The organism is Nocardia anocheti (assembly GCF_029675105.1).
Classification (GTDB): Bacteria; Actinomycetota; Actinomycetes; order Mycobacteriales; family Mycobacteriaceae; genus Nocardia.
Genome location: NZ_JAQQFV010000010.1, coordinates 90,544 through 113,819, shown reverse-complemented (window position 1 = coordinate 113,819; position 23,276 = coordinate 90,544). Strand labels below are relative to the sequence as shown.

At 67.1% G+C, this 23,276-nt stretch carries 24 protein-coding genes and 2 pseudogenes; 11 read left to right on the top strand and 15 right to left on the bottom strand.

All coding sequences use genetic code 11. The features are described 5' to 3' along the window. The first annotated feature begins 28 nt into the window (after positions 1–28). Entirely contained in the window at positions 29–622 is a 594-nt protein-coding gene (locus tag QC180_RS25235) for a TetR/AcrR family transcriptional regulator (protein WP_278265301.1), read from the top strand. Between the two features lie 121 nt (positions 623–743). Here the strand turns inward: QC180_RS25235 and QC180_RS25230 are convergent, their stop codons facing one another. The 3 genes from QC180_RS25230 to QC180_RS25220 all read right to left on the bottom strand — a co-directional run bounded on the left by QC180_RS25230 (position 744) and on the right by QC180_RS25220 (position 4,013). Next, on the bottom strand, positions 744–1,289 hold the full coding sequence (locus QC180_RS25230) for a hypothetical protein (RefSeq protein ID WP_278265300.1): 546 nt from the start codon (positions 1,287–1,289) through the stop codon (positions 744–746). After that, positions 1,286–2,266, bottom strand: coding sequence for an alpha/beta hydrolase (locus tag QC180_RS25225; protein WP_278265299.1), 981 nt, complete (start codon positions 2,264–2,266; stop codon positions 1,286–1,288). Before QC180_RS25225 ends, QC180_RS25230 begins: the two co-directional genes overlap by 4 nt. A gap of 187 nt (positions 2,267–2,453) precedes the next feature. Continuing rightward, entirely contained in the window at positions 2,454–4,013 is a 1,560-nt protein-coding gene (locus QC180_RS25220) for an FAD-dependent monooxygenase (protein WP_278265298.1), read from the bottom strand. A gap of 131 nt (positions 4,014–4,144) precedes the next feature. Between QC180_RS25220 and QC180_RS25215 the strand changes: the two genes are divergently transcribed. The 4 genes from QC180_RS25215 (at position 4,145) to QC180_RS25200 (ending at position 6,866) form a co-directional block, all read left to right on the top strand. Next, on the top strand, positions 4,145–4,813 hold the full coding sequence (locus QC180_RS25215; protein WP_278265297.1) for a TetR/AcrR family transcriptional regulator: 669 nt from the start codon (positions 4,145–4,147) through the stop codon (positions 4,811–4,813). Positions 4,814–5,106: 293 nt separating this feature from the next. Next, complete coding sequence (locus QC180_RS25210; protein ID WP_278265296.1) at positions 5,107–6,063, top strand: YihY/virulence factor BrkB family protein; 957 nt, start codon at positions 5,107–5,109, stop codon at positions 6,061–6,063. 105 nt (positions 6,064–6,168) lie between these two features. Continuing rightward, complete coding sequence (locus QC180_RS25205) at positions 6,169–6,609, top strand: DUF3618 domain-containing protein (RefSeq protein ID WP_278265295.1); 441 nt, start codon at positions 6,169–6,171, stop codon at positions 6,607–6,609. Next, positions 6,606–6,866, top strand: coding sequence for a DUF4235 domain-containing protein (locus QC180_RS25200; RefSeq protein WP_278265294.1), 261 nt, complete (start codon positions 6,606–6,608; stop codon positions 6,864–6,866). Before QC180_RS25205 ends, QC180_RS25200 begins: the two co-directional genes overlap by 4 nt. Positions 6,867–7,040: 174 nt before the next feature. Here QC180_RS25200 and QC180_RS25195 read toward each other — a convergent pair whose 3' ends face one another. The 5 genes and pseudogenes from QC180_RS25195 to QC180_RS25175 all read right to left on the bottom strand — a co-directional run bounded on the left by QC180_RS25195 (position 7,041) and on the right by QC180_RS25175 (position 11,313). Then, positions 7,041–8,441: an NAD-dependent succinate-semialdehyde dehydrogenase gene (locus tag QC180_RS25195; protein ID WP_278265293.1), complete on the bottom strand. Its 1,401-nt coding sequence runs from the start codon at positions 8,439–8,441 to the stop codon at positions 7,041–7,043. 218 nt (positions 8,442–8,659) lie between these two features. Then, a pseudogene (locus tag QC180_RS25190) lies at positions 8,660–8,926 on the bottom strand (hypothetical protein); the annotation flags it as partial. A 5-nt stretch (positions 8,927–8,931) separates the two neighbouring features. Further along, entirely contained in the window at positions 8,932–9,342 is a 411-nt protein-coding gene (locus QC180_RS25185; protein ID WP_278265291.1) for a cupin domain-containing protein, read from the bottom strand. A 93-nt stretch (positions 9,343–9,435) separates the two neighbouring features. Further along, positions 9,436–10,320, bottom strand: a complete 885-nt coding sequence (locus QC180_RS25180) for an MEDS domain-containing protein (RefSeq protein ID WP_278265290.1) — start codon at positions 10,318–10,320, stop codon at positions 9,436–9,438. Positions 10,321–10,323: 3 nt separating this feature from the next. Beyond that, on the bottom strand, positions 10,324–11,313 hold the full coding sequence (locus tag QC180_RS25175; RefSeq protein ID WP_278265289.1) for an MEDS domain-containing protein: 990 nt from the start codon (positions 11,311–11,313) through the stop codon (positions 10,324–10,326). A gap of 326 nt (positions 11,314–11,639) precedes the next feature. On the opposite strand from QC180_RS25175, the gene QC180_RS25170 reads away from it, so the two are divergent. Together QC180_RS25170 and QC180_RS25165 are read left to right on the top strand one after the other, a co-directional pair. Beyond that, positions 11,640–11,882, top strand: coding sequence for a hypothetical protein (locus QC180_RS25170; RefSeq protein ID WP_278265288.1), 243 nt, complete (start codon positions 11,640–11,642; stop codon positions 11,880–11,882). Positions 11,883–11,922: 40 nt separating this feature from the next. Next, positions 11,923–13,254 carry an MFS transporter gene (locus QC180_RS25165; RefSeq protein ID WP_278265287.1) on the top strand — a complete coding sequence of 444 codons (1,332 nt, stop codon included), beginning with the start codon at positions 11,923–11,925 and terminating at the stop codon, positions 13,252–13,254. Positions 13,255–13,302: 48 nt separating this feature from the next. Here QC180_RS25165 and QC180_RS25160 read toward each other — a convergent pair whose 3' ends face one another. Then, positions 13,303–13,596, bottom strand: a complete 294-nt coding sequence (locus tag QC180_RS25160) for a hypothetical protein (RefSeq protein ID WP_278265286.1) — start codon at positions 13,594–13,596, stop codon at positions 13,303–13,305. 265 nt (positions 13,597–13,861) lie between these two features. Here QC180_RS25160 and QC180_RS25155 point away from each other — a divergent pair, with 265 nt between their 5' ends. Further along, on the top strand, positions 13,862–14,116 hold the full coding sequence (locus QC180_RS25155) for a hypothetical protein (protein ID WP_278265285.1): 255 nt from the start codon (positions 13,862–13,864) through the stop codon (positions 14,114–14,116). Between the two features lie 286 nt (positions 14,117–14,402). Here the strand turns inward: QC180_RS25155 and mbp1 are convergent, their stop codons facing one another. After that, complete coding sequence (gene mbp1, locus QC180_RS25150) at positions 14,403–14,648, bottom strand: microaggregate-binding protein 1 (protein WP_278265284.1); 246 nt, start codon at positions 14,646–14,648, stop codon at positions 14,403–14,405. Positions 14,649–14,924: 276 nt separating this feature from the next. Between mbp1 and QC180_RS25145 the strand changes: the two genes are divergently transcribed. The 3 genes from QC180_RS25145 (at position 14,925) to QC180_RS25135 (ending at position 19,912) form a co-directional block, all read left to right on the top strand. Continuing rightward, positions 14,925–16,565 carry a phosphatase PAP2 family protein gene (locus QC180_RS25145; protein ID WP_278265283.1) on the top strand — a complete coding sequence of 547 codons (1,641 nt, stop codon included), beginning with the start codon at positions 14,925–14,927 and terminating at the stop codon, positions 16,563–16,565. Between the two features lie 360 nt (positions 16,566–16,925). After that, positions 16,926–17,360, top strand: a complete 435-nt coding sequence (locus tag QC180_RS25140) for a hypothetical protein (protein WP_278265282.1) — start codon at positions 16,926–16,928, stop codon at positions 17,358–17,360. Further along, complete coding sequence (locus tag QC180_RS25135) at positions 17,357–19,912, top strand: tetratricopeptide repeat protein (RefSeq protein WP_278265281.1); 2,556 nt, start codon at positions 17,357–17,359, stop codon at positions 19,910–19,912. Before QC180_RS25140 ends, QC180_RS25135 begins: the two co-directional genes overlap by 4 nt. A 79-nt stretch (positions 19,913–19,991) precedes the next feature. Here the strand turns inward: QC180_RS25135 and QC180_RS25130 are convergent. The 5 genes and pseudogenes from QC180_RS25130 to QC180_RS25110 all read right to left on the bottom strand — a co-directional run. Further along, a pseudogene (locus QC180_RS25130) lies at positions 19,992–20,117 on the bottom strand (IS481 family transposase); the annotation flags it as partial. A 652-nt stretch (positions 20,118–20,769) separates the two neighbouring features. Continuing rightward, a complete protein-coding gene (locus tag QC180_RS25125) occupies positions 20,770–21,627 on the bottom strand; it encodes an aldo/keto reductase (protein ID WP_278265280.1) in 858 nt (285 codons plus the stop codon). A gap of 54 nt (positions 21,628–21,681) precedes the next feature. Further along, a complete protein-coding gene (locus QC180_RS25120; protein ID WP_278265279.1) occupies positions 21,682–21,825 on the bottom strand; it encodes a hypothetical protein in 144 nt (47 codons plus the stop codon). Positions 21,826–21,953: 128 nt separating this feature from the next. After that, positions 21,954–22,091 (bottom strand): hypothetical protein, encoded by a 138-nt coding sequence (locus tag QC180_RS25115; protein WP_278265278.1) that lies wholly within the window; start codon positions 22,089–22,091, stop codon positions 21,954–21,956. 109 nt (positions 22,092–22,200) lie between these two features. Then, on the bottom strand, positions 22,201–23,115 hold the full coding sequence (locus QC180_RS25110) for a helix-turn-helix transcriptional regulator (RefSeq protein WP_278265277.1): 915 nt from the start codon (positions 23,113–23,115) through the stop codon (positions 22,201–22,203). Positions 23,116–23,276: the final 161 nt, after the last annotated feature.

Genomic DNA, 23,276 nt, shown 5'->3' with positions numbered 1-23,276 from the left:
GCGAACGATCGAACGCTATAGTGAGACCATGTCCCCGCGAAGCTCCGCCGCCGACGCCGCCCGCACCAAGGACCGGATCGTCCACATCGCGGTCGAGGAAGCCTCACTGCTCGGCATAGAAGGACTCACCATCGGCGCCCTGGCCGACCGCCTCGACATGAGCAAGGCCGGAATCGTCGGACCGTTCGGCTCCCGCGCCGAACTCCAAGCCGCCGCCCTGGAACAAGCGGGCGCCATCTTCCGCACCGCCGTCCTCGACACCGTGCGCGAACTTCCCCCCGGCGCGACCCGCCTGGCCACCCTCCTCGACGCCTGGATCGCCTACCTGGCCGAATGTCCTTTCCCCGGCGGATGTTTCGTCACCGCCGCCTCGACCGAACTCGATGGCAGACCCGGACCACTCCGCGACCGCCTGCGCACGATCATCCGCGACTGGCGGACATACCTGGCTAACGAGATCGCGTCGGCCCACACCGCCACCCGCCCCGCCGACGAACTGGCGACCGTACTCATCGGCATCTCGATGGCGGTCAACCAGGAGATCCAACTCCTCGATGACCCCACCGCCGCCCGCCGCGGCCGAGCGGCCATGCGAGCCGCCGTCGGCCTTCCCACAGACTGACCACGCCACAGTGCCCAGGTCGGTGCCACCCACATGACGGCTGGCCGGGAAATCCTCCGGTCTGGTTCGCCCGTGCTGGACGACCTGGTCACGCTCACCCGGACGGCCTCCGGCCTGCCGATCAGCGACCCGCCCGCGTGTCCACCCCCGGCCAGTTGCCCGGAATCCCCAAGATCGCGCCGACGCCACGGATCGCCGACATCACCGCGTGGAAGTCATCGAACCCCTGTCCGAACGCCTCGGTGCGGTCATCGATGCGGAAGGGACACAAACACGTGTGCGAACGATTCGGGTCCCGACGCGGCCGTCCGAGGGTGATCACCACCGGGCCCGACGCGGTATGGACCGCGCGCGCACCCAGTGGCGGCCCGAACTCGCGGGCGTGCGCGGCGGAGACCAGCGCAGATGGTCGTCCTTCCATCGCGCTGTCCGGTGGTCCGGCTCGATTCGCCGCGTCCTCGATCGCGAGTAGCGCCGCGTAGACCGCGGCCAACCTGTCCGGGCCACGGACCTTCCGTTCCCGACCCGCACCGACCCGGTAGGTGCAGTGCCAGTCGTGCGTCGTCCGGTCCTGTCGCGGATCGACGATTTCCACGCGCACCCCGCGGTCGCCGTACTGGACGGTGCTCGCGACGACGATGTCACCCGATCCGCTGTCCGGGCTCACGCTGTCCGGCTCCCGATCGAGCGAGCCAGGAACGGCCAGGAACGGCTCAGATCGTCTTCCCAGTATCCCCACGAATGCGTACCCACCGGCCGCTCGTCGAGCGTCACCGGAATGCTCAGCTCGCGCAACCGGTTCGCGAGATTCACCGTGCAGAAGTGCACCGCCGCCTCGATCGGTCCGCCGAAAGCGATCTGGATCGGCAGCGGAATCCGACCGTCCCGTACGCGCGGATCGGCCGGGGTGTCGTGCGGCGCGGCGGGGATTCCGCTGCCGGTGCTGAGATAGATCTCGGTCCCGCGCAGCCCTTCGGCATTGACGAGCGGGTCGTTGGCCCGCCACAGCGGTCCGGTGCGCGGCCCCCACATGTTCTCGACGCTCTGCCCACCGCCCCAGGTCTCCACGGTGATGCGGACGAATTCCTGCCCGATCGGGTCCGAGGTCTGCGCGCAGCCGCTGTAGGAGGCCACACTGCGCCAGAAGCCCGGTTTGGCGATAGCCAGATTCAGCACCGAGGTTCCGCTCATCGATACCCCGACCAGGGTTCGGTTGCCGTCGGCCGAGAGGAAATCCTCGATCACCGGCGGAAGTTCCTCGTTGAGGAAGGTCTGCCACTTGTTGCGGCCCAGGACGGCGTCGTCACGTACCCAGTCGGTGTAGTACGAGCTGGCGCCGCCGACCGGGGTGACGACGTTGACGTCCTTGTCGCGCAGGAAGTCGACGGCATCGGTCTGCGCATCCCACCCGCTGCCGCCCGGTCCGCCTTGCGAACCGTTCAGCAGATACATCGTCGGCCGCGGACTCGCGGTGTCGGCGGCCCGAATGATCTGGAGGGGGATCGGCTTGTCCATGGCGGGCGAATACACCGTCACGTTCTGCCGCCGGTCGTCGATGTCGTCCACGGACACGATGCGCGCGGGCGCCGCTGTCGCCAGACCCACCGGCCCGGCGAGTCCGCTCGCCACCAGGAGTCCGATCAAGGTCGATCGCAGGGTCGCTGCGCGGATAGATCGCGGTATTCGCACTGTGGGAACCTCTCGTCGTGCCCTCCGGATGAGGACAGGCAATGCAGGAGGTTCGCGCTGCCACCGCAGGCGGTTTGGTCGATCCGGAGAATCGTTTTCTCCGAAGTGCGGTTCAGCCGAGTCGGAATTCGGCGGGTCGACCTCAGGTCACCGGATCGGTGGGACGAAGCCAGCGTCGCAGCGCGTCGCGGAGCGCCTGTCGGTCCGCGGTGTCCGGGTGGGGTGACGAGGTCGCCCAGGCGACGTAGCAGTCCGGGCGCAGCAGCAGCGCGGTGGGCGCACCCGGTTGTGGGCGCGCGGCGACGATGTCGAGTTGGTCATGCCATTCGGAAACCGTCTCCGCCAACTGTGTGCCGCCGGTGAGATCGAGCAGCAGTGGCCGAGCGGTTCTGGTCAGCTCGGCCAGCCGGGCCGTCCCGTTCGGGGTGACCAGTTCGATGTCCGGCGCGAATCGGCCGATGAGCGGGTGGGTGTCGGGGATGCCCATGTCGTAGCGGATGTCGGCGCCCGCGGTGAGGGCGGCGAGCCGCCGCACGGTGTCCTCGTCGCGCAGCAGTTCGGCGAACAGCGCGCGCAATTCGGTGACATCGCCGCCCGGGGCGATCAGCGCCGATTGCGCCCGAGCGTAGGTGACCATGCGGGAGGCGCACGGCCGTCGTTCGGTTTCATAGCTGTCCAGCAGCCCGTCCGGGGCGTTGCCGAGGATGTCGGCAGCCAGCTTCCAGCCGAGACCGGCCGCGTCCTGCAGACCGAGATTCAGCCCGGGCCCACCTCCCGCGGTGTAGATATGGGCGGCGTCGCCGACGAGGAACACACGGCGGTCGCGGAATCGGTCGGCGATTCGCGTGTTGCCACCGCTGAGTCGACGCAATACGTGGGGCCCCTCCCCCGCGGGTGGTCCCAGGGGCAGTTCGGCGGCCAGTACTCGTGCGATGCTCGCCCGCAACTCGCCGAGGCTCATGGGATCGTCGGTTTCCCCCTGATCCCACTCCGTGGTGCTGATCAGTGGCGGCTGCCCGGGAAAAGGCGCGTAGGAGAAGCCTCCGCGATCGGTGCGTACCGGCAGGAAGGGCAGAACCGTCCCGTAACCGGGCACGGTCAACGCGCCGGTGACCGGGTCCACCCACTCCGACGGAACGGTGGCGTGCGCCGCTCGACTGGTCGTGCGGTCGTCATGGACACCGGGGAATCCGATGTCGGACAGCTTGCGGATCAGGCTGTGCGCGCCGTCGGCGCCGACGAGATAACCCGCCCGCACCTGGTAGTTCCCCTCCGGACCCGCGATGTCCACAGTGACGGCGTCGTCGTCCTGCGTCAGACCGACGACCTCGTGCCCACGTCGGATCCGCGCGCCGAGTTCGACTGCCCGCTCTTCCAGAACCCGCGTGATGTGATGCTGCGGGGCGGCCAGGCCGTAGATCGGGCTGTCGTCGAGCAGACTCAGGTCCAGCGGCATCCCCGCGAACATGAAGTAGGTCGAGTTCGGCTGCGGCGGTGTGGCACTGCCGCTGAGCTGCTCGTACAGTCCCCGACGATCGACTAGTTGCACCACCTGTCCGAGCAGCCCATTGGCTTTCGGTTCCGTACTCGGCGCGGCCGACCGCTCCAACACGAGCGGACGAACCCCGGCCAGGCTCAGCTCACAGGCCAACATCAGCCCGTTGGGCCCGGCTCCGCTGATCACGACGTCGACGGTCGTCAAAGCCCCTCCCCTTCTGTTCGCGCCGCGACGTGAACTCGTGCGGCGATTGCGGGTGTGGCCGCCAGACTAGAACGAATATTTGCGTGCACGCAACTTTGCGCGCACGCACACAATGATGGAATGCTCGGACCATGACACAGCGGAGTGGGTTGCGCGAACAGAAGAAGCAGGCCACCCGGCAGGCTCTACGCGAGGCCGCGCTGCGCCTCGCGCTCGAACACGGGCCGGACAACGTCCGCGTCGACGACATCGCCGAAGCCGCAGGCGTTTCCCCGCGGACCTACAACAACTACTTCCCCAGTCGCGAAGCGGCGATCGTCGCCGCGGTCACCACCGAGCGCGAAACCCAGGTCGCGGAGGCTCTGGCTACCCTGCCCACGACCGTGGGCCTCGCCGACGCCGTCATCGACGCGATCGTGGACCAGTACACAACCCAGAGCGAATCCGGGCGCGAGGCCCTGCTGTTGATCACCACCCACCCCAGCCTGCGCGGCGCGTTCGTCCACGCCACCACCGCGATAGAACATCCACTCACCGACGCGATCACCGAACGCCTCGGAGAGAGCGACCGGATCACCGCACACGTACTCGCAGCCGCCGTGACCGCCGCGATTCGCGTCGCCCTCGAACAATGGCTACAGCCCACCCCCATTTCCCCAGCCGCCAGCGGCCTGGTCGTGCCGTCCGGCCCGCTACCAGACCTTCTGCGCGCCACACTCACCCCCCTGGCACCCGCCCTCGACGCCGCCGAACGACTGAACGCGAGCCATCCTCGTACACATACAGGCGAGCCGAGTTGATCCGTGCCTGAGTACGGGCACGGTCACTGTACGGTCATCGCCGCGCCTCGGTGGTTCTGGTCGCCGAATCGACTGCGGCCACCAAGGCGCGCCGCCGATCTCGACCAGTGCCGAACGAATCCGCCGCTCCCGCGCACGCAGGTCGGCCACGCTCAGGAAGCGTCCACTCATCAAGGAGGGACCAGCGGTTTCCGGAGTCCGAGTCGCCTCGGACGGCGGCGGTGAACGACGGGCGCTCTGTTTGGCACCTGGGGTACCGGGTAGTCGGCCTGCGATCAGGAGGAGATGTTCGGATGGCCGAGAGTATTGCCGAGCCCCAGTCGAGGCCGCAGAGCTGGTCGGAGGGTCCCTCGGAGCTGCGGGGGCGCTCGTGGTGGGGCGTACTGCGCCGCACCGCGAGCGAATTCATGGAAGACAACGTGACCGATTGGGCCGCTGCGCTCACCTACTACAGCGTGCTGTCGTTGTTTCCCGGGATCATCGTGCTCACCGCGATCCTCGGACTGCTCCAGCCCTCCGCGACCGACTCGCTCATCCAGACCATCGAACAGTTGGGCGCCACCCCGGGGACCGATCTGCTCGTCGACGCGATCAGGGAACTGCAGGGCTCGCGGTCGGCCGCCGGTCCGCTGGCGATCATCGGCGTGGTGACCGCCCTGTGGACGGCTTCGGGCTATATCGGAGCCTTCATCCGGGCCGCCAACTCCATCTATGACACCGAAGAGGGTCGCCCGATGTGGAAGACGCTGCCGTTGCGCGTCGGGCTCACCGCGGTGATGGTGCTGCTGATCGCGCTGTGCGTGGTGGGTGTGCTGTTCACCGGCAGGTTCGCCGGAGCGGCGGGTGAGTGGCTGGGTGTCGGCTCGGTCGGGGTGTTGGTCTGGGACATCGCCAAGTGGCCGGTCCTGGCCGTCCTGGTCAGTCTCGCGATCGCCCTGCTGTACTGGGCGGCGCCCAACGCGCAGCAGCCCGGATTCCGGTGGCTGTCGCCGGGCAGCGTGCTCGCGGTGTTGATATGGATCGTCGTCTCGGCCGGTTTCACCGTCTATGTGGCCAATTTCGGCTCCTACAACAAGGTCTACGGCTCGCTGGGCGGTGCCGTCGCCTTCCTGGTGTGGCTGTGGTTGAGCAATGTGGCGGTGCTGCTCGGTGCGGAATTCAACGCCGAACTGGCACGTGGCAAACGCATCGAACAGGGCCAGCCGCCCGAGCGAGAACCCGTCCTTCCCCCGAGGGAGCAACCCGAATGAGGCGCGGGACCAAGCCCCGGCCAGAAGCACCTCACCGAGACCACGTCAGCGGTTCCCACAGGAGCGGGGTGTCGAGGAAGACATCGTCAAGGAAGGAAGTAAGCGATGAGCGAGCCCAACAACCCGGACAAGTTGCGTGAGGACATCGAGAAGGCACGCCGCGAACTCGGCGACACCGTCGCCGATGCGGCCGACGGAGTCGACGTGCCCGACCGTACGAAGGCCGAGATCAATGGAACCGCGCAGGCCGCCAAGGATGCGGTGACCGCCGCGAAATACCAGACGTTGGCCACCGGCGACAAGGTCAGAGAGAAGGCGCAGAACGCGCGGGACATCGCCGAGGACAAAGCCGATCAGGCCCAGTTCGTGGCCAAGGAGAAGACCCGGCAGGTCGCCGAACAGGTCGAGTCCTCGGTGCCCGACCCGGTGATCGACCGTGGCAGGCAGGCCGCCGAGGTGGCTCGGCGCAACCCGCTGCCGCTGGCCGCGGTCGCGATCTCCGGTGTCGCCGTGATCTGGTGGCTGGCGCGGAGGCGGCGGTCATGAAGACGCTGTATCGCCCGCTCGGCATGATCGTCGGGGTGATCGGTGGTGTCGCCGCGGGCGCGGTGTTCAACCGGGTCTGGGGTGCGGTGGCCGGTGGCGAGCAGGCGCCGTCGGCGACCGACCGCGACCACACCTGGCGCGAGGTCCTGCTCGCGGCGGCGCTGCAAGGAGCCATCTTCGGACTGGTCAAAGCCGCCGTGGACCGCGCGGGCGCCTCCGGCTACCAGTCACTGACCGGCACCTGGCCCACCGACTGATTCGCCGTACCCGGACCGCGAGGGCAGCCGACCATTCGGCGTCCTCGCGGTCACAGTCGTTCTCACGGCGGCGAGTACCTCCGGACCACCGAATTCCCTGAGCACCGCTGCACTCAGCTGCCTTCACCTCGCTCGGATCGTCGACATCGACGGACGCTGAGGCGAGCGGGAGTATCAGCCACCGGCACCGGTGATGTCGGATTCCTTCGGAACTGTGCGAATGAGCTTGTGGTTGGCGAACTCGCCGATGCCGAAATGGGCGAGTTCACGTCCGTAACCGGAGCGTTCGACACCGCCGAACGGGAGTTCGGGCGCGGTGCCGGTGGGGTGGTTGATCCACACCATGCCGCTGTCGAGCCGGTCGGCCACCGACTGGGCGGCCTCGACGTCGGCGGAGAAGATGGTGGCGCCCAAGCCGAAGCTGGAGTTGTTGGCCTGCCGCACCGCGTCGTCGGCATCGGTGACTCGATGCACGACCGCGACCGGTCCGAACAGTTCCTCGCTGAACGCGCGCATGTCCTCGGTGACGCCGGTCAGTACGGTCGCTTCGAAGTAGGCGCCGGGGCGATCGACACGATGACCACCGACGCGCGCGGTCGCTCCCCGGTCGAGCGCGTCCTGCACGATTTCCTCGAGGTCGGTCACCGCGCGTTCCGACGACAGCGGTCCCAGTGTGGTCGACGGGTCCTGCGGATCGCCGGGCTTCAGCTCACCCAATGCCTGAGCGAGGCCGTCGACGAAACGGTCGTAGAGGTCGCCCACGACGAAGAACCGTTTGGACGCCACACAGCTCTGGCCGGTATTGGCCATGCGCCCGGTGGCCGCGCCTTCGATCAGCCGGGCGAAATCGCCGCCGTCGTCGAGCACGATGAACGGATCGCTGCCGCCGAGCTCGAGCACCGATTTCTTGAGATTCTTGCCCGCGTGTTCACCCACGCTCGCCCCGGCGGCCTCACTGCCGGTCAGAGAGACGCCTTTGATCTCGGGTTTGCCGATGACATCCGCGATCTTCGATCCGGAGACGAAAAGGTTGGTGTAGACGCCAGCCGGGGCACCCGCATCGGCGAACAGTTGCTCGAGCGCCAGCGCCGATTGCGGGCAATTGCTGGCGTGTTTGATCAGCACGGTATTGCCGAGCAGGAGATTCGGGGCCGCGAAGCGCACGACCTGGTACAGCGGGAAATTCCACGGCATCACGCCGAGGAGCGCACCCAGCGGCGCTGTGCGGACGATGGCCGAGCCGTCGGCGACCTCGATGCTCTCATCGGCGGTCATCGCCTCGCCGTTGTCCGCGTAGTACTGCAATATCGCCGCGGCCAGGGCTACTTCGCCGCGACTCTCGCCTATCAGCTTTCCCATTTCCGTGGTCAGTAGTGGCGCGAGCTCGTCGGCCCGATCGGTCATGAGCTGGGCGGCGCGGGCGAGAATCGCCGCGCGCTCGGATTTCCTCGTGTCCCGCCACGCCGGGTACGCGGCGTCGGCGGCCGCGACGGCGGCGTCGATCTGCTGGTCGGTGAATTCGTCGAACTCCTCGACCGTGATGTTGTCGGCGGGATTGACGGTCGCGATCGCCATCGATGATTCCTTTCGTGGTCGTTGCAGTCGCCTCGTTTCGTCTAGATCTGCTGGGTCCCCGGCGGTGAGCGCGGCGTTGCCGGTGCGGTGAGCGCGGAAGACGACCCAGCTCCACGCGAGGCGGCGAGCAGCCGGGTCACACCCACAGTGCGAAGCCGTGCGCTGGAAACTCGCTCATATCGGCGGCCTTACCCCGGCGCGCTTGGTGGAAACCGCGACTACGGGGTCTCGGCTCGATCTGTCGTCGTCTCCTCGCGGCGATGGCGAGAGCCCCCGGTGAGGGCCAGAAGGGTCCCGCCGACGCCGATCAGAACCAGTGCCGACGCGACGCTCGGCCAGCCCGCGGTCTGCCAGTACACGTCCTCGAGCGTGATGAGCAGCGCGGCCTCGTCCACGATCAGCGCCAGTGCGACACCCCACGCCAAGCCCATCCAGACCCGGGTCCGTGGGCTGCGGTCGACCATTCCGAAGATGGCCACCGCGGCGTCGGTCAGTCGAGACGGAAATCGGCGAAATCGAAGCCCGGCGCGACGACACAGCTCACCAGGGTGTAGTCCGCACCAGCGGGACGGGCGGACTGGCTCACCCCACCGGGGACCACCGCCTGGGGCCGCTGACCTTGCTCGACGTCGGGTCCGAGGACGATTTCCTCCTCGCCGATACGCAGCAGCAGCGGGCCACCGCGATGCCACATCCAGATTTCGTCCGAGGTCACCGTGTGGGGTGCGGACTGCTCACCCGGCAGCAGCAGGAAATAGATCGCCGTCGCACTCGCCCGTGGACCCGCGTAGCCCGTCGGCTCGAATTCCACCGCGCTACGCCAGGTTTCACGAAACCAGCCACCCTCCGGATGCGGCTGGAGATCCAACGCTACGGCCAGTTTCGGACGGTCATCGCTCATGGAGCCACAGTATTCCTCGCCACCGCCGTCATCGTCCGCACCACGCATCCAGCACCCGACCGGCCTCACCCGCGTCCGGTGGGGTCCGCTGACTCAGGAACCGACGCGGCTGAGCAGCATTCGGGGGTCGAAATCCATCACGCTCCACACTCGCTCGACGATGGGATGGGCGTTGACCAACCGCACCGACGGTCGTCCGCGCTGATCCTGATCGGTGCCAGCCAGCACGGCCGCGGCGCGCGCGCTCAGGAACGACAGATCGCTGACGTCGAGGTCGGTGGCCTCCTCGGGCAAGGCCGCGAGCGCGCCGCGCAGGGCGGCTACACCGGCCTGATCGATTTGTCCGTCAAGGATCCGATGCCCGTCTCGCCAGTACAGCCCGAAACTGGTGGGCACCTGGGAGGGCCCGTGGCGCAAGGGATGCACAGCCATGATCGCGTCCTGGTCTCTGCCGGTCGCGGTGAGATCATAGGCGCACATGGCGGCCATCGGGTTGCCGTCAGCCATGAACGCGTCCGCGACGTGTTCCCAGCGGGTGTGCCCGGGGCGGCGGGCGGGATCCAGGGTGAGGCCGGTGATGTCGGCGAAGACACGGATACCGGCGAACCCCGCGTCGAGGGCCGAGGCGACTTCGGCCCGGTAGCGAGCGAGCTGGGCTTCGGTATCGATCGGTGCCGTCACGTCGTAGACCGTCGCGAGGGGAATGTGGGTGAGTTCGTGGGCCTGCGCGGTGTCGGCTGCGGCGAAAGCGGCCAGCAAGCGTGCCCCGGCATCGGCGTCGTCGGTGACCGCCAGTAGGCGCTGTCCGAGACCCGCGCCCTCCAGCAGCCATTGCACGGCCGCGCGGTCGCGTTCAGGACGGGTGGAATAGGCCCAGCAGGCATGATCATGGCAGCTGGCTTGTCGCGCGTGGGTCACTTGACCGGCGGCCCTGACCACCGAGGAGCCGAGCGCGGGCGCGGAGGGATCGATAGGCATGTCTCAGTTCCCTTCCCGGGAGGCGAGAGAAGAGGGAATTTCACACCACACGCTCTTGGTGTGCCCGGCCGGATCCAGTTCGGTGCCCCAGCGGCTGCCCAGTGCCGCGATCAGCATCACGCCACGCCCACCGAGAGCGGTTCCACGGTCGGACCGCAGGACGGGAAGGTGTGGGCTGAGATCCTCGGCCTCGATCGTCACCGATCGCTCGTTCTGGGAGAGTCGGATCCGGAACGCGGTGTGCGCGTGGGTGACCGCGTTGGCGGCGAGTTCGGAAACCACCAGCGCCGCGTCGTCGATGACCGTCGGGGCGTGGCGCCAGGATCGCAGTCGCGCGGTGACGAACCGGCGCGCGGCGCTTACGGCGCCGGGTACCGATACATAGGTTCGACAATCACTGTCGGTACTCGGTCCGAGCTCGATGTCGGCGGAGGCGTAACTGTCGGGCGCGACGATCGCGGAATGGTGGGCACAGACCTGTTGCAGACCCGCCAGATCGTCGGCGCCGGTGAGCATGTCCCGTGGATAGGCACAGTAGAGCGCGAACCGATGGCTGCGAGCCAGGTCGTTCCACATCGCTTCGAGGGCGATCGCGGCCCCAGGGTCGCCGTCGGCCCACAGCAGCGCCACCATCTCACCGAACGCGAACACCGGACGCTGATCCGCACCGGCGGCGACGATGACATCCCCGATCACCTCGGCGAACCGATCCCGGTCGAGAGCACCATCGGTGGTGAAGGCCGCCAGGGTCCGCGCGGCGTCCAGGGATCGGTAACGCCCGGAGGCGGTCAGGGCGGCCACGTCGAAACCGTGGGCATTCAGCCGCGCAGCGATGGCGTCGCGGTGGGCGGGGACGGCGATGATCACCGCCGCGCCCTCGGTGTCGAGTCCCTGGCCGAGGAAGTCGCCGACGTTGCGGACCAGCTCGTTCACCCCGTCATAGATGTCGACGACGTGGTCGTGCGGTGGAACAACTCCAGCCGGTGCACTCATGCGGACGAGCCTAGCCGACATGACCACCGAGGTCACCGGGGCGATTCTGCTGGTAGCGGCCGGGCTGGGGTTGGTCGGGCCGCTCCTGGCCGCGGTGTTGATGCGCCGCGCCGGGGACCGCGAGCGCGATCTCGCTGTCGTTGGCGGCGGCCGCGGTGGCCGCTCGTCTTGTCGCGGGAGCGGCCTTGGCTCGTGCCGGATGGCGTCGACGGTCCGGACGGGCTGTTTGGTCTCTATGAAGCAGGGAATGCGCTGTACTGCCAACAAATCACCCGCAACAGGTCGCAGTGCCGACGATGCGTGGAGACCGCACAGGGGAGAACACCATGCAGATTTTGCGCTCGCGGCCCTCGACGTGCCGTATCGACGCGGACAGCGTCGGCCTGTCCAGCGATTCAGCGGTATACGACGATCATCTGCTCCTGCGACTGTGGGATTCCCCGCTGCGTGAATTGTGCACTCGCGCAGCCGGACTCTCGGGCGAGTCATTGGTACGCCTGGAAGCCATGGCCGAGACGTTGCGGCGAACCGAGGGGCTCGCACCGGGCGCGCTGACTTCGCGCTGGTGACCCCGACGAGTCTTCTCAACCACCATATTCCGTGACAGTGGTGCCCCGTCGGCCTGTGCGCGCCGGGCGTCTCGCGCGGACGCTCGCGTTGTGTTCGGTGCAGTTCGTCGATGTCATGTGTGTGACCGTCGTCGCGACCGCCTTGCCCGCGATGCTCGCGGACCTCGACGGTTCGGCCGCCGACGGGACCGTGATCGCCGCCGCCTACGCCACGTTCTTCGGTGGGCTGCTGTTGTTCGGTGCGCGGGTGGGACAGCGTGTGGGGCATCGGCGCACCATCTCGACCAGCATCGCGGTGTTCTCGGTCGGGGCGGTGATCGCCGCCCTGTCTCCCTCAGCGCTCGTGCTCGCGGGTGCGCGCGCACTACAGGGCGGCGCCGCCGCGTGCGCGGTTCCCTCGGCGTTGACTTTGCTCACCGCCCAGGCGCCCGATGAGCACACTCGGGCGAAAGCCGTCGCGGCCTGGAGCGCCTCCGGAGCCGCGGCCGGTATCTCGGGATTCGTGCTCGGTGGCGTACTCACCCAGTTCGGGGGATGGCGCACGATCTTCTGGTCGCTCGTACCGGTCAGCGCGCTGCTCGTGGTCGCCGTGCTCGCGGTGATACCTGCCGATCCGCCGCAGCGGGTACGCGAGCCGTTCAACGCCTTCGGCGCGGCGGCGGCGACCGGGGCGGTCATCCTGACTGTCGTCGGAACATCGTCGCTGGGCGAGAACGCATGGCGGGGTGCGGCGCTGCTGGTCTCGGCGGCGCTGATGACAGCGATCTTCATCGCGGTGGATCGTCGCGCCGCGAACCCGCTCGTCCCTGCCGCGTTGGCCCGACTCCCTACCGTTCGATGGGGATCGACCACCGCGTTCGTCAATACCGCGACAACCAGCGGTGTGGCTACCGCCCTCACTCTTCATCTCCAGGCCACCCAGGGGTATTCGCCGACAGCGGCGGCCGCCACCTTGGTTCCGCTCAGCATCATGGTGATCGTCGGCGCGGCAGCCGCAGGTCAGCTGGTTCGAGCCCTCGGAACCGCGGCGATCGGCACCATCGGAATGGGGTTGATCGCGACCGGAATCGGTGCGCTCGTGGCATGGCCGACCGGCGCGGCGGTGACGATCGCGACCGCGGTGATGGGGTGCGGACTCGGGATCTCCTCGGTGGCCAGTACCGCTACCGCGCTGTCGGTGCCCGACGAGGCGCGAACGACGGCTTCGGGGTTGGTCAACACCGCAGCCCAACTCGGTACGGCCGTCGGCACTGCGGTGCCTCTTCTGCTTGTCGCATCCTTCGCCCCGCGTCCCGCGTGGGTTGTCGCCGCGGTACTGGCCGCCGCGACAGCCGTGGCGTGGTCGAGACGGCACAGCGACATCGACCGATAGCTGTCCACTCCGGACAGCCGAGTTCCACGGCGTCTTAGCGAGTGACCGTCAGCGACGTCGGCGCTGTCCGATACCCCAGATACCCAGCGCCGCGGACAAGATCACATGCAGCGCGACGATGCTGGCAACAGGCACAGGCCCGCCGTACTCGGCAGCCAAGGACGGCAACCAGGCCAGCGAGGCCACACCGGCGAAGACCAGCACTCCCGACAACACCACCGCGGGAACGCCCAGCGCTGCCAACTCCCCGTCGGCGGCTCCCTCGGCGCCCAGTTTCCACGACGGCGGAGTATCTCGCGTCGTGAGGTCTCCAGAACGTCGGTATCGCCTCGCCATCGTCACCCGCTGATCCTTCCGCCGCCGAGCTCGTGACCCCTCGTCGTGGACGCCGAATCGCCCACGACCTGGCGATACCCCCTCCCCACGGACCGAATCAGCCCCCGAACACCTCCTCCGACGATCCGGCAACCGATCGCGGGCGGCACCTGACGAATGCCGTTGCCGCGCAATCCGACCGGCGCGGGTCGACACGATCCTGCTGTCGCAGGGCCAACCGCAGCGTGCGGGGATAGTATCGGTCATGGCGTACAGGGACATCACACTCACGATGACATTGGACGACCAGGATTGGCAGACGCTGACCGAGGCCGCCAACTGCGCCGGAATGACGCTGCCGGAATACCTCACCTGGAACACCAAGCTGCTCGCCCGCCAATCCCGGCCCGGCCCCGATCGCGGACAGGGCCGCCCGATGCCTTCCCGCCGCCGACCCCCGCTGACTGATGTCTCCGAGGAACAAGCCTGGGCGGAGACATTCACCGAACGGCTCTCCCATCGCGCCGACCCCTATCGCGAAAGCTGAGCCCGCAGCGCCCGCGGTCGACCCGCCCACCAAATAGGTTCCAGTCGTAATGGCCAACGGTGGGGCGGGTCACAGTGTCACCCGATCCTGCAGCGGCCCCACCCCCGGACTCGCCACACCCATGACCGGCGCAGCTCTGACATTCTGACCCCGAATAGGGCTGCTAGCGTGGATCATTCGGGAGGATGAAAGCCCCGCCACTACTCTCGGCAGGACACGCATACAAGAGGTGGGAGGGGCTCGGACGAATTCGTCCCAGCCCCTCCCACCGTGTCAGCAGCCCGAATCAGCGGTCGCGCTGATGCGCTGCCTGGCGTGCCTCGTCGATGTCGGCTTCAGCGCGTGCTTTCTCCGCGGCGGCTTCCTTGCTGGCGGCCTTGCGCTGGGACTCGGCCTTGTCTTGCTGGGCCTGGCCCTCTTCTTTGAGGTTGTCGTCGCCGGTAAGCGCACCGGCGGCTTCTTTGGCCTTGCCTTTGACGTCTTCGACGACGCCTTCGACGCCTTCGCGAACTCCGTTACCGTGCTCGGGCATTGTGTGACCTCTCGTCGCGGGGATGAACTGTCGTTTCCGACATACCCTGACCCCTCCGAATCAACCAGGCGCAGTCCAGAAAGACAGACCTACCTCCGCCTCCAGCGGCACCGGCCGCGAGGGACAGAGAAGAAGCGTGCCCCGCTGTCCCCGCTCCCACCCTGCCAGCCCTGGTACGAAAGAAATCGCTTCTCACCGATGCGATCAGCTCCGCAGGCCAGATCGTGCCCACGACCCCGGCGCGCGCGGGAATCGCGCTGGTGATTTCTCGATTGATTGCGGCCGCCTGCAACGGGAAACCTTGAACAACAACGATATCCGCCAACCGGAGTTCCCTGGTGGCCTTTCGCGGTTCTCGCTGGTCGGCGATGCCATACGATCGCAGGAGGTGTCGCATTGTCTGTCGACCAACGTGACGAGGATGTCGCGACGGGCACCGACAGCTCCGTCGTCGCGCATCACAGCGAGACCGAGGCCGTCGAACGGTTCGCTGTTCGCAGTGCCGCGGCGTTACTCGGCGCTGTGGGCATCGGTATCGGGTTCGGGATGCTCACCGCACTGGTCCGGACGCGGTGGGAACCGATGCAGACCGCGGATCAAAGGGTCACCGACCACGTGGTCGCCGTGGTGGCGGACAACAAGGCCCTACAGAGCGCAGTCACCGGCATCACCGGACTCGGGGCCACCAGCACGCTGGTTCTGGTGCTGGCCGTCGCCACCATCTGGCTGCTGCTGCGTCGTCTCCCCCGACTCGCCCTCTACGTGGTGCTCACTGCCGCGGGTGGCCTGATCCTCAACCCGGTCGTCAAAGAGCTTGTCGCACGGCTACGTCCGGTGGTGGACGAGCCCGTCTACACAACGGACGGTTGGAGCTTTCCCAGCGGGCACGCGATGAGTTCACTGGTGTGTTACGGCGTTGTGCTGCTGGTCTTCACGCCCACCTGGCAGGCGGGCGCGCGCCGCGCGGCGACCGTGTTCACGGTGGGGATCGTGATCGCCATCGGGGTGAGCCGAACAGCGCTCGGCGTGCACTACCTCACCGATGTCCTCGGCGGCTGGCTACTCGGCACATTGTGGCTCGTACTGGCAACTGTCGCCTTTCACCGATGGCGTCGCGACGCCCGGATCGACAGCACCGGCCCTCTACCCGGCGACGTCGCCCCGGCCGAGGAAGACGACTTGCGACCGGTCCCGGCTCAGCATCCGCCCACGCTGCCGCACCCCTGGCAAGGGATCGGCGAGCTCGCGGTCGCGTGGGTGCTACTCGTCGGTGGACTGGTGGGAATCGGCCTCCTGGTGCGCACCCTGGACACCGACACCGCTGTCCTGGGGTGGGATCACCGCGTCGTGGCGATGCTCGCCGAGCACCGCAATTCCACGCTCACGTCGGTCCTCGGCGTGTTCGGCGAGATCGGAAATACCGTCGCGATCATCACGATCGCTGTGATCGTCGCAGCACTCGCGGTGGGCATCTCGCGCAGCTGGCGACCGGTGTTGTTCCTAGGCACCGCGCTGCTGGGCGAGATCACGCTATTCCTCACCACCGCCGCGATCGTCGACCGAGACCGGCCCCGGGTCGCACACCTCAATCCCGACCTTCCCCCCACGGCCAGTTTCCCTTCCGGCCACGTCGCCGCCGCACTGACGCTCTACGCTGGCACCGCCGCGCTGGTGTGGGCCACCACACGCCGATGGCAGTACCGGGTCTTCGCAGCCGCGGCATTCCTGGTTCCGGCGCTGGTAGCGGCGCAGCGACTCTATGCCGGAGCCCACCACCCCACCGACATCATCGGCGCGATCCTGCTGTCCTCGATATGGACCACGATCGTCTGGTGGGTCGTGCGACCCGTCTCGACCGGCGAGAGGTCGGCACTCCCCCAGGCTCGCCCTGCCCGGCGCGGTTCATCCACGAGCTGATCATCGGCCGAATCGCCCAGGGCCACCCCGACCAACGCATGGTGACGCCGACGATGCTCTCGCGCCCACGACCTACTGGCCTCGAGCGTCGACGAGATCCTGCTCGCCGATTGGCTAGGCGCGCGGACACCGGGATGCATGCCCGCGCCGCCGCCCTCCGACGCGCTCATCCCGCTCGCACGGAGAAGCACACAGTGGCAGCGGTCTCGACCAGCCCCTCACTGGGCTCATCTCCGCTCGCGCGGGGAGCACACCAACGTCAGATCCCGCAGCTCGAGCCCCCCGACTTCGATAGCCTTCTCTACACACCGGTATTCGCCCCATAGGCCGCCATATCCCCACGGTAAGAGGCACATCGATATGAGCACGACCAACTCAGTCCTGACCCGCGTCATCGCCCCCACCGCCGCGTCAGCGATCATCACCACTGCCCTGGCTGTAGCCATCAACTACGCCACTGGCAGTGACGCACCCTGGTGGCAGTGGCTCGTCGTCGCCGCACTGACCTTCGCCCAGTTCCTCGCGTGGCTCTGGCTTTACAAGCGCCAGAACAGCGAGTCCGGTACCGATGCCACCGCGACCGGCGAACGCTCTGTCGCCGTCGCCGGGAGCGTCCGCGGCAACATCACCACCGGTGACACCGGCGCCCTCAGCGTGCCGCCACAGCCAACCGCCGGTTCTGCGCAGCCCGCACCAACAACCCGACCTGGCAGTGCGACAGCCTCTGGGAATCGATCCGCGGCAGTCGCCGGAAACGTCCACGGCAACATCACCACCGGAGACGTCCGCTCGTGACAGATCCTGAACCTATTCAGAACCGGACGAACATTGCGAAAATCCCCGCGAGTGCTCCCTCTCACAGCGGGGTCACCGCCCAGGGCGCACGCTCGGTCGCAGTAGGCGGGAATGCGCAACTGATACAAACCGGCGACAACGCCACCGCCCATATCGTGGAACTGTCGCCGGAAGTCCTTCTCGCAGAGGTTGATACCCCGCGAGGAATTGACAATGTCCCACTGCGCCCAGGCCTGTTCGTCGGCCGCGATGCCGAACTCGGCCAGCTCGACCCAGACACTCCATCCGGCGGGTACCTCGTCGTGCACGGGATCGGTGGGATAGGAAAGAGCACGCTCGTCGCTCAGTGGGCGGCCACCCGTGCTCACAAATACTCGCCAGCGGTATGGATCACAGCAAGCAGTGCTGGCGAGATTCGGCAAGGGCTGGCGGATTTCGCTATCAGGCTGCAGCCGATACTGGCTGCGGTCCTGGAGATCGACCAACTGGCGGAGCGTGGAATGCAGTGGCTCGCCACCCACTCCCAATGGCTGCTGGTCCTCGACAACGCCGAAAACCTCAACGACATCGGCGATGTGCTCGCCAGAGTCGGCACCGGGGGCCGGATCATAGTCACCAGCCGCAGGTCGACCGGGTGGCAGCCAGGAACCGCCCTGCTGCCGCTGGAAGTCCTGCATCCGAGCGAATCGCTGCGGTTACTGATCGGTCTCATGACTTCGGCTGGCCCCCGGAACGAGGACGGGTCAGTCGAACTGTGCGCAGAACTCGGGCATCTTCCACTCGCGATCGAACAGTCGGGCGCGTATCTGCAACAAAGCCCGTTTGCCACCCCGCGCACCTACCTCCAGATGCTCGTCGACCATCCCGCCGACACATACGCGCAGACGGCAGTCGACGGAGACTCGGCACGAACCATCGCCCGGGTTTGGCGCGTCACCCTCGATCGCGTCACGGCCATCGAGCCAGCTGCGGCCGAGCTTCTCCGTGTTCTGGCTTGGTACGGCCCGGACGCTGTTCCCTATCTGCTTCTGCAGAATCTGGCCCATGCGCCGATGCTCGACAACGCACTCGGTGTACTCGCCGCCTACAGCATGATCACTCCGGATCTGACGACCCGTTCTATCTCGGTTCACCGTCTCGTCCAGGCGGTCACCCGCACCGCCGACCCCACCGACCCGCACCGCGAACCTGCCGCGATCGAGCGGGCCCGAAATCGTGCCATGGCCGCACTGCATACAGCCTTGCCCGACCACCAAGATCCCGCGAGCTGGCAGGACTGGCGCGCCCTGCTCCCCCACATCGAAATCCTCTCCGACCACACCCGCAGTTGCCCGCACGAGTCCACCGTGATCGCCGCCGCTCTCGACCTCCACGCGGGGATCTTCCTGCACGGACAGGGGTTGAACGCCCCTGCCCTGGACCACCTCGAACGTGCCCTCGATATCCGCGAGAGAATCCTGGGTGACGACCATCCCGACACCCTCACCGCACGCGACAGGGTCGCCCGCTCCTACCGCGCCGCCGGGCGCGCGAACGAAGCGCTCGTGCTACTCGAACGCACCGTGGCCGCTCGAGAGCGAGTCCTGGGCGCCCGACACGCCGATACTCTCGACTCCCGCCACAACCTCGCCTATGTCTACGAAACCATCGGACGACCACACGACGCTGTCGAACTGTTCGAACGCACACTCACCTACCGCGAGCAAACCCTCGGCCGAGACCATCCCGACGCACTGTCCACGCGCAGTAGCATCGCCCGCGTCTACCGAACCATCGGGCGCGTACCCGACGCGATCACACTGTTCGAGCGAGCTCTTGCCGACAGCGAGCGAATCCTGGGCCGCCGACACCCGAATACGCTCTCGACCCGCAGTAGTTTGGCCCACGCCTACCTCGAGACCGGGCGCAGCAACGAGGCGATCACGCTGTTCGAGCAGGTTCGCCGCGACTGCGAGCACATCCTGGGCGACCAGCATCCCAACACGTTCTCCGCCGCGAACAACCTCGCGAGCGCATACGCGTCCGTGGGACGCCTGACTGAAGCCGTCGAACTGTTCGAACAGACTTTCCGCAATCGTGAATCGGTCCTCGGCACAGGCCATTCCGAGACCCTCGAGGCCGGAAACAACCTCGCGCGCGCCTACCGAGACATTGGCCAGACGCATCAGGCGATCGAGCTGTTCGAACGCACCCGCACCCACTGTATGAACCACCTCGGCTTTGAGCACCTCACAACCCTACGGGTGGGGAACAATCTTGCCAGCACCTATCAATCCGCGGACCGGATTGTCGATGCGGTCCGGCTGTTCGAACAGAACCTGCGCGATCGACTACAGGTCCTCGGGCCCTGTCACCTGATGACTCTGGTATCCCGCTTCAATCTCGCCGTCGCCTACCTGGCACAGAAGCGGGTCGATGAGGCGATCGAACTGCTCAACCGAACATTTTCCGACTGCGAGCAAGCATTGGGCCGCGACGACGCGATCACCGAGAAGGTCGCTCGCAAACTTGAATCCGCGCGACAGAACTCATCACAGAGAACCGAAGGCTGAACACTTCCAGTGGCTATGCCTACACCGAGGTGAAGCCAGGTGTATGAGGCCATGACGTTGGTGACGCCCGCGCGGAGTCGGCAGCGCGGTAGCAGGAGCCGTTGTCGGTCACGATCCGCTCGAGCAAGACGATGCCGTGAACGGCGAAGAACGCTCGCGCGCGTTCCATGAATCCGAGAGCAGTGACGGCCTTTTCGTCACCGAGGGTTCCCTTGTGAGTGGTAGGGCACCTCGAACATGGGACCGGTCGTCGGGGCCGGTCAGCCTGGGGCACCGCACCAGCTGGGGCTGACCGGACTGATAGACACCGTCCGTCGTTGACCATCGAGCACGTTGGCGGTTTTCACGGGTCCCCTGTCGTGATGTTGGTGGCGGCGCACCCGTGCGGGGCGGCGGCCCGGCTCGGTTCGAGAAGGAGAACCAACTCATGGCCGCTGCTTCGATGCCCGCTCGCGGCGAGGTGCTCACCGGCCTGGCCACCGCAGCGGCGCTGATCCTGACCGGCTGCACACGCGCGATAGACCCAGCACCACAATCCCGCGCCCCCACTCTTCCGGCCACGATGCCGGAGCCCGGACGGATCCTGATCGCCTGCTTCTCCCGGCCGTGCCCGCACCCGCACCGCTGCCGCCGTTCTCGCCCTCACCACCGCCCTCGCGCTCACCGCCTGCGCCCAGGACACCGACCAGCCCAGCAAATGCTGCCCGATCACTGCTGATCAGCGAGCGCTGAAGGGTTTCGACTGACGCAAGCTCGGGACGGACGTTCGTCCCCCCAGCTTTGATGTGAGCGAGTTTCCGATGTCGTCGACATTTCGCGATATCCGTTGTCGGCGTGAGGTATTCGCCGAGAACGCATCACTTGCCGCTGTAGACGGGGAAGACACTGTGCTCGCCGTAGTCGCGGGCACGCAGATGGCGAAGTGCGTCCATGTCGTCGTCGGTGATCTCGAAGTCGAGTTGGGCATTGCTGCGCATGTGATCGGGGTTGGCGGTCTTGGGAAGTGAGACCGTTCCCAATTGCAGGGTGTATCGGATACACAGCTGCGGAACGCTGACCCCGTACCGGTCGGCCATCGCCGCAACGTCGGGATTGTTCAGGATTTCCCCGTGGGCGATGGGTGAGTACGCCTCGACGAGAACGTTGTTGTCCTGGCAGTAGGTGATCAGCTCGGTCGGGGTGTTACCCGCATGGACGAGCAGCTGGTTCACCTGCGGGGCGATCGTGGCGACGGTGAGGATGTTGTCGAGGTCGTGCTGTTCGAAGTTGGAGACGCCGATCGAGCGGAGCTTTCCTGTGGTGTAGGCGTTTTCGAGCGCGTGCCAGGCCTCGCGGTTGCCCTCGGCGTAGTCCCCGCCACGGAAATCGCGCCACGGCTGGGGGCTGTGGATCAGCATGAGATCGATGTGGTCCAGGCCCAGCGTTTCCAGCGAGGTGTCGATCGCGGCGACCGCGCGGTCGTAGTCCTTGATCTCGGCGGCGAGCTTGGTGGACACGAACAAGTCCCCGCGCGCGATGCCGCTGCCACGGATTCCGTCGCCGACGCCGCGCTCGTTGCCATAGGCCTGCGCGGTGTCGATGTTGCGGTAGCCGATCTCGATCGCCGCGACGACCGCGTCGGCGGCTTTGTCGTCGTCGATGAACCAGGTGCCCAGGCCCAGCTTCGGGATCTCGACACCGTTGGACAGCGTGTAGGACTCGGTCAGGATGGTCATGCGTTGTCTCCGTTCTTCTTCGGCAGCTCGCCGTAGACCTCGTCGGTGACGGGCTCAGCCGGGCTCGAAGGTGATGTTGGCGACGGGAACGCTGCCGCCGGTCAGTGGTGCGTTGTAGCTCTGTCCGATGAAGTACCGCGCGTAGGCGTCGTTGGGTTCTCCGAGGGCGAAGATCTGGTCGAATTCGTTGTCGCTCACGATGTCTCCCGCTTCTGTTGTTCGTGGGTAGCGTGTTCTCCAGTGGTCGAAGACCTGTCTGGCCGCGGTCATCGCGCTCATCCCGTCAGGCCAGCCGGTGTAGAAGGCCAGATGGGTGATCGCTTCTTTCAGTTCGGTCTCAGTGAGACCGTTGCTGCGGACGGCTCGTCGAACAGGACCTTGTCGGTGTAGTGGGCCAGGCCGGGCGCGAAGTCACCGCATGCGCGTTGCCCGCCGGTCCAGCCGTTGCTGCGCTCCTCGGTCATGACTGCTTCCTTTCGTCGGCGGATCACAGGGAATGGGTGCGCGGATCTGGCGCAAGAGGGCCGCGCGGGCGGCGTCTGCCTCGCCAGCGGTCGTGTCGGAATCGGATCTCTACTCACCCGCGTCGACGGCACGCGCGGGCTGCGCCGGTGGGTGGATGTTGGTGGCGGCCCAGGTGCCGAGCAAGGCCATCGCATCCGCGGAGGGGGTGGCGGGTTCCACGGTGTAGAAGTTGACCACCAGGCCGGGGTCGGCGGGTAATGGCATCGTCTCGTAGGCGATGGTGAGGTCGCCGACGACGGGGTGGTGAAAGTTCTTGATGCCGGTGTAGTGCAGGCGCACATTGTGTTTGGCCCAGCGGGTACGGAATTCCTCGCTGCGGGTGGACAGTTCGCCGACCAGGTCGGAGATGCCACGGTCGTAGGGATCGCGTCCGGCGTCGGTGCGCAGCAGGTTGACCGCGCCGTCGGCCATCTGGTCCCAGTCGGGGTAGAAGTCGAGGGCGCGAGGGTCCAGGAAGCAGAACCGGACGAAGTTGACCGGTTTGGTGACCTCGGGTGCGAGGGGGTCAGGGTAGAGGGGGCTGTAGAAGGCGTAGCCGAGCCGGTTGGCCGCGACGAGGTCGTGGCGGGCGTTGCGCACGAACGCGGGCCCGTGGTAGCTGTCGAGCAAAGCTTGCACGCCCGGCCGGACCGCCTTGGCGAATCGGCGCGGACGGCGTTGCGGGCTGATCAGGGCATTACGGTGCAGGTCGAACAGGTGTGAGCGTTCGGCGTCGTCGAGTTCGAGGGCGCGGGCGATGGCATCGATGACCGATTCGGAGACGGTGTTGACTTTGCCGCGTTCGATCTGGGTGTAGTAGTCGACCGAGAGCCCGGCCAGGGTGGCGACCTCTTGGCGGCGCAGGCCCGGGACGCGGCGTTTGGCGGCGTCGAAGACCGGCAGCCCGACCTGGTCGGGGGTGATCTTGGCGCGGCGTGAGGCCAGGAACTGGCCGATCTCGGCGGCTCGGTTGCTCGACTCCATGGTTCGAGGCTAAGCCGCCTGCCTGCGTGTTTGCCAGGTTCTTTCAGGGGGGTGCTGGCAGCACCCCCCTGATCCTCACCTCCCACCACCGCGGTCGGAGGCGTTGCATGGGTTGCGGAGCCGCTAGCTCCGTTCCCCATTCTTCGACATCGACGAGGTGA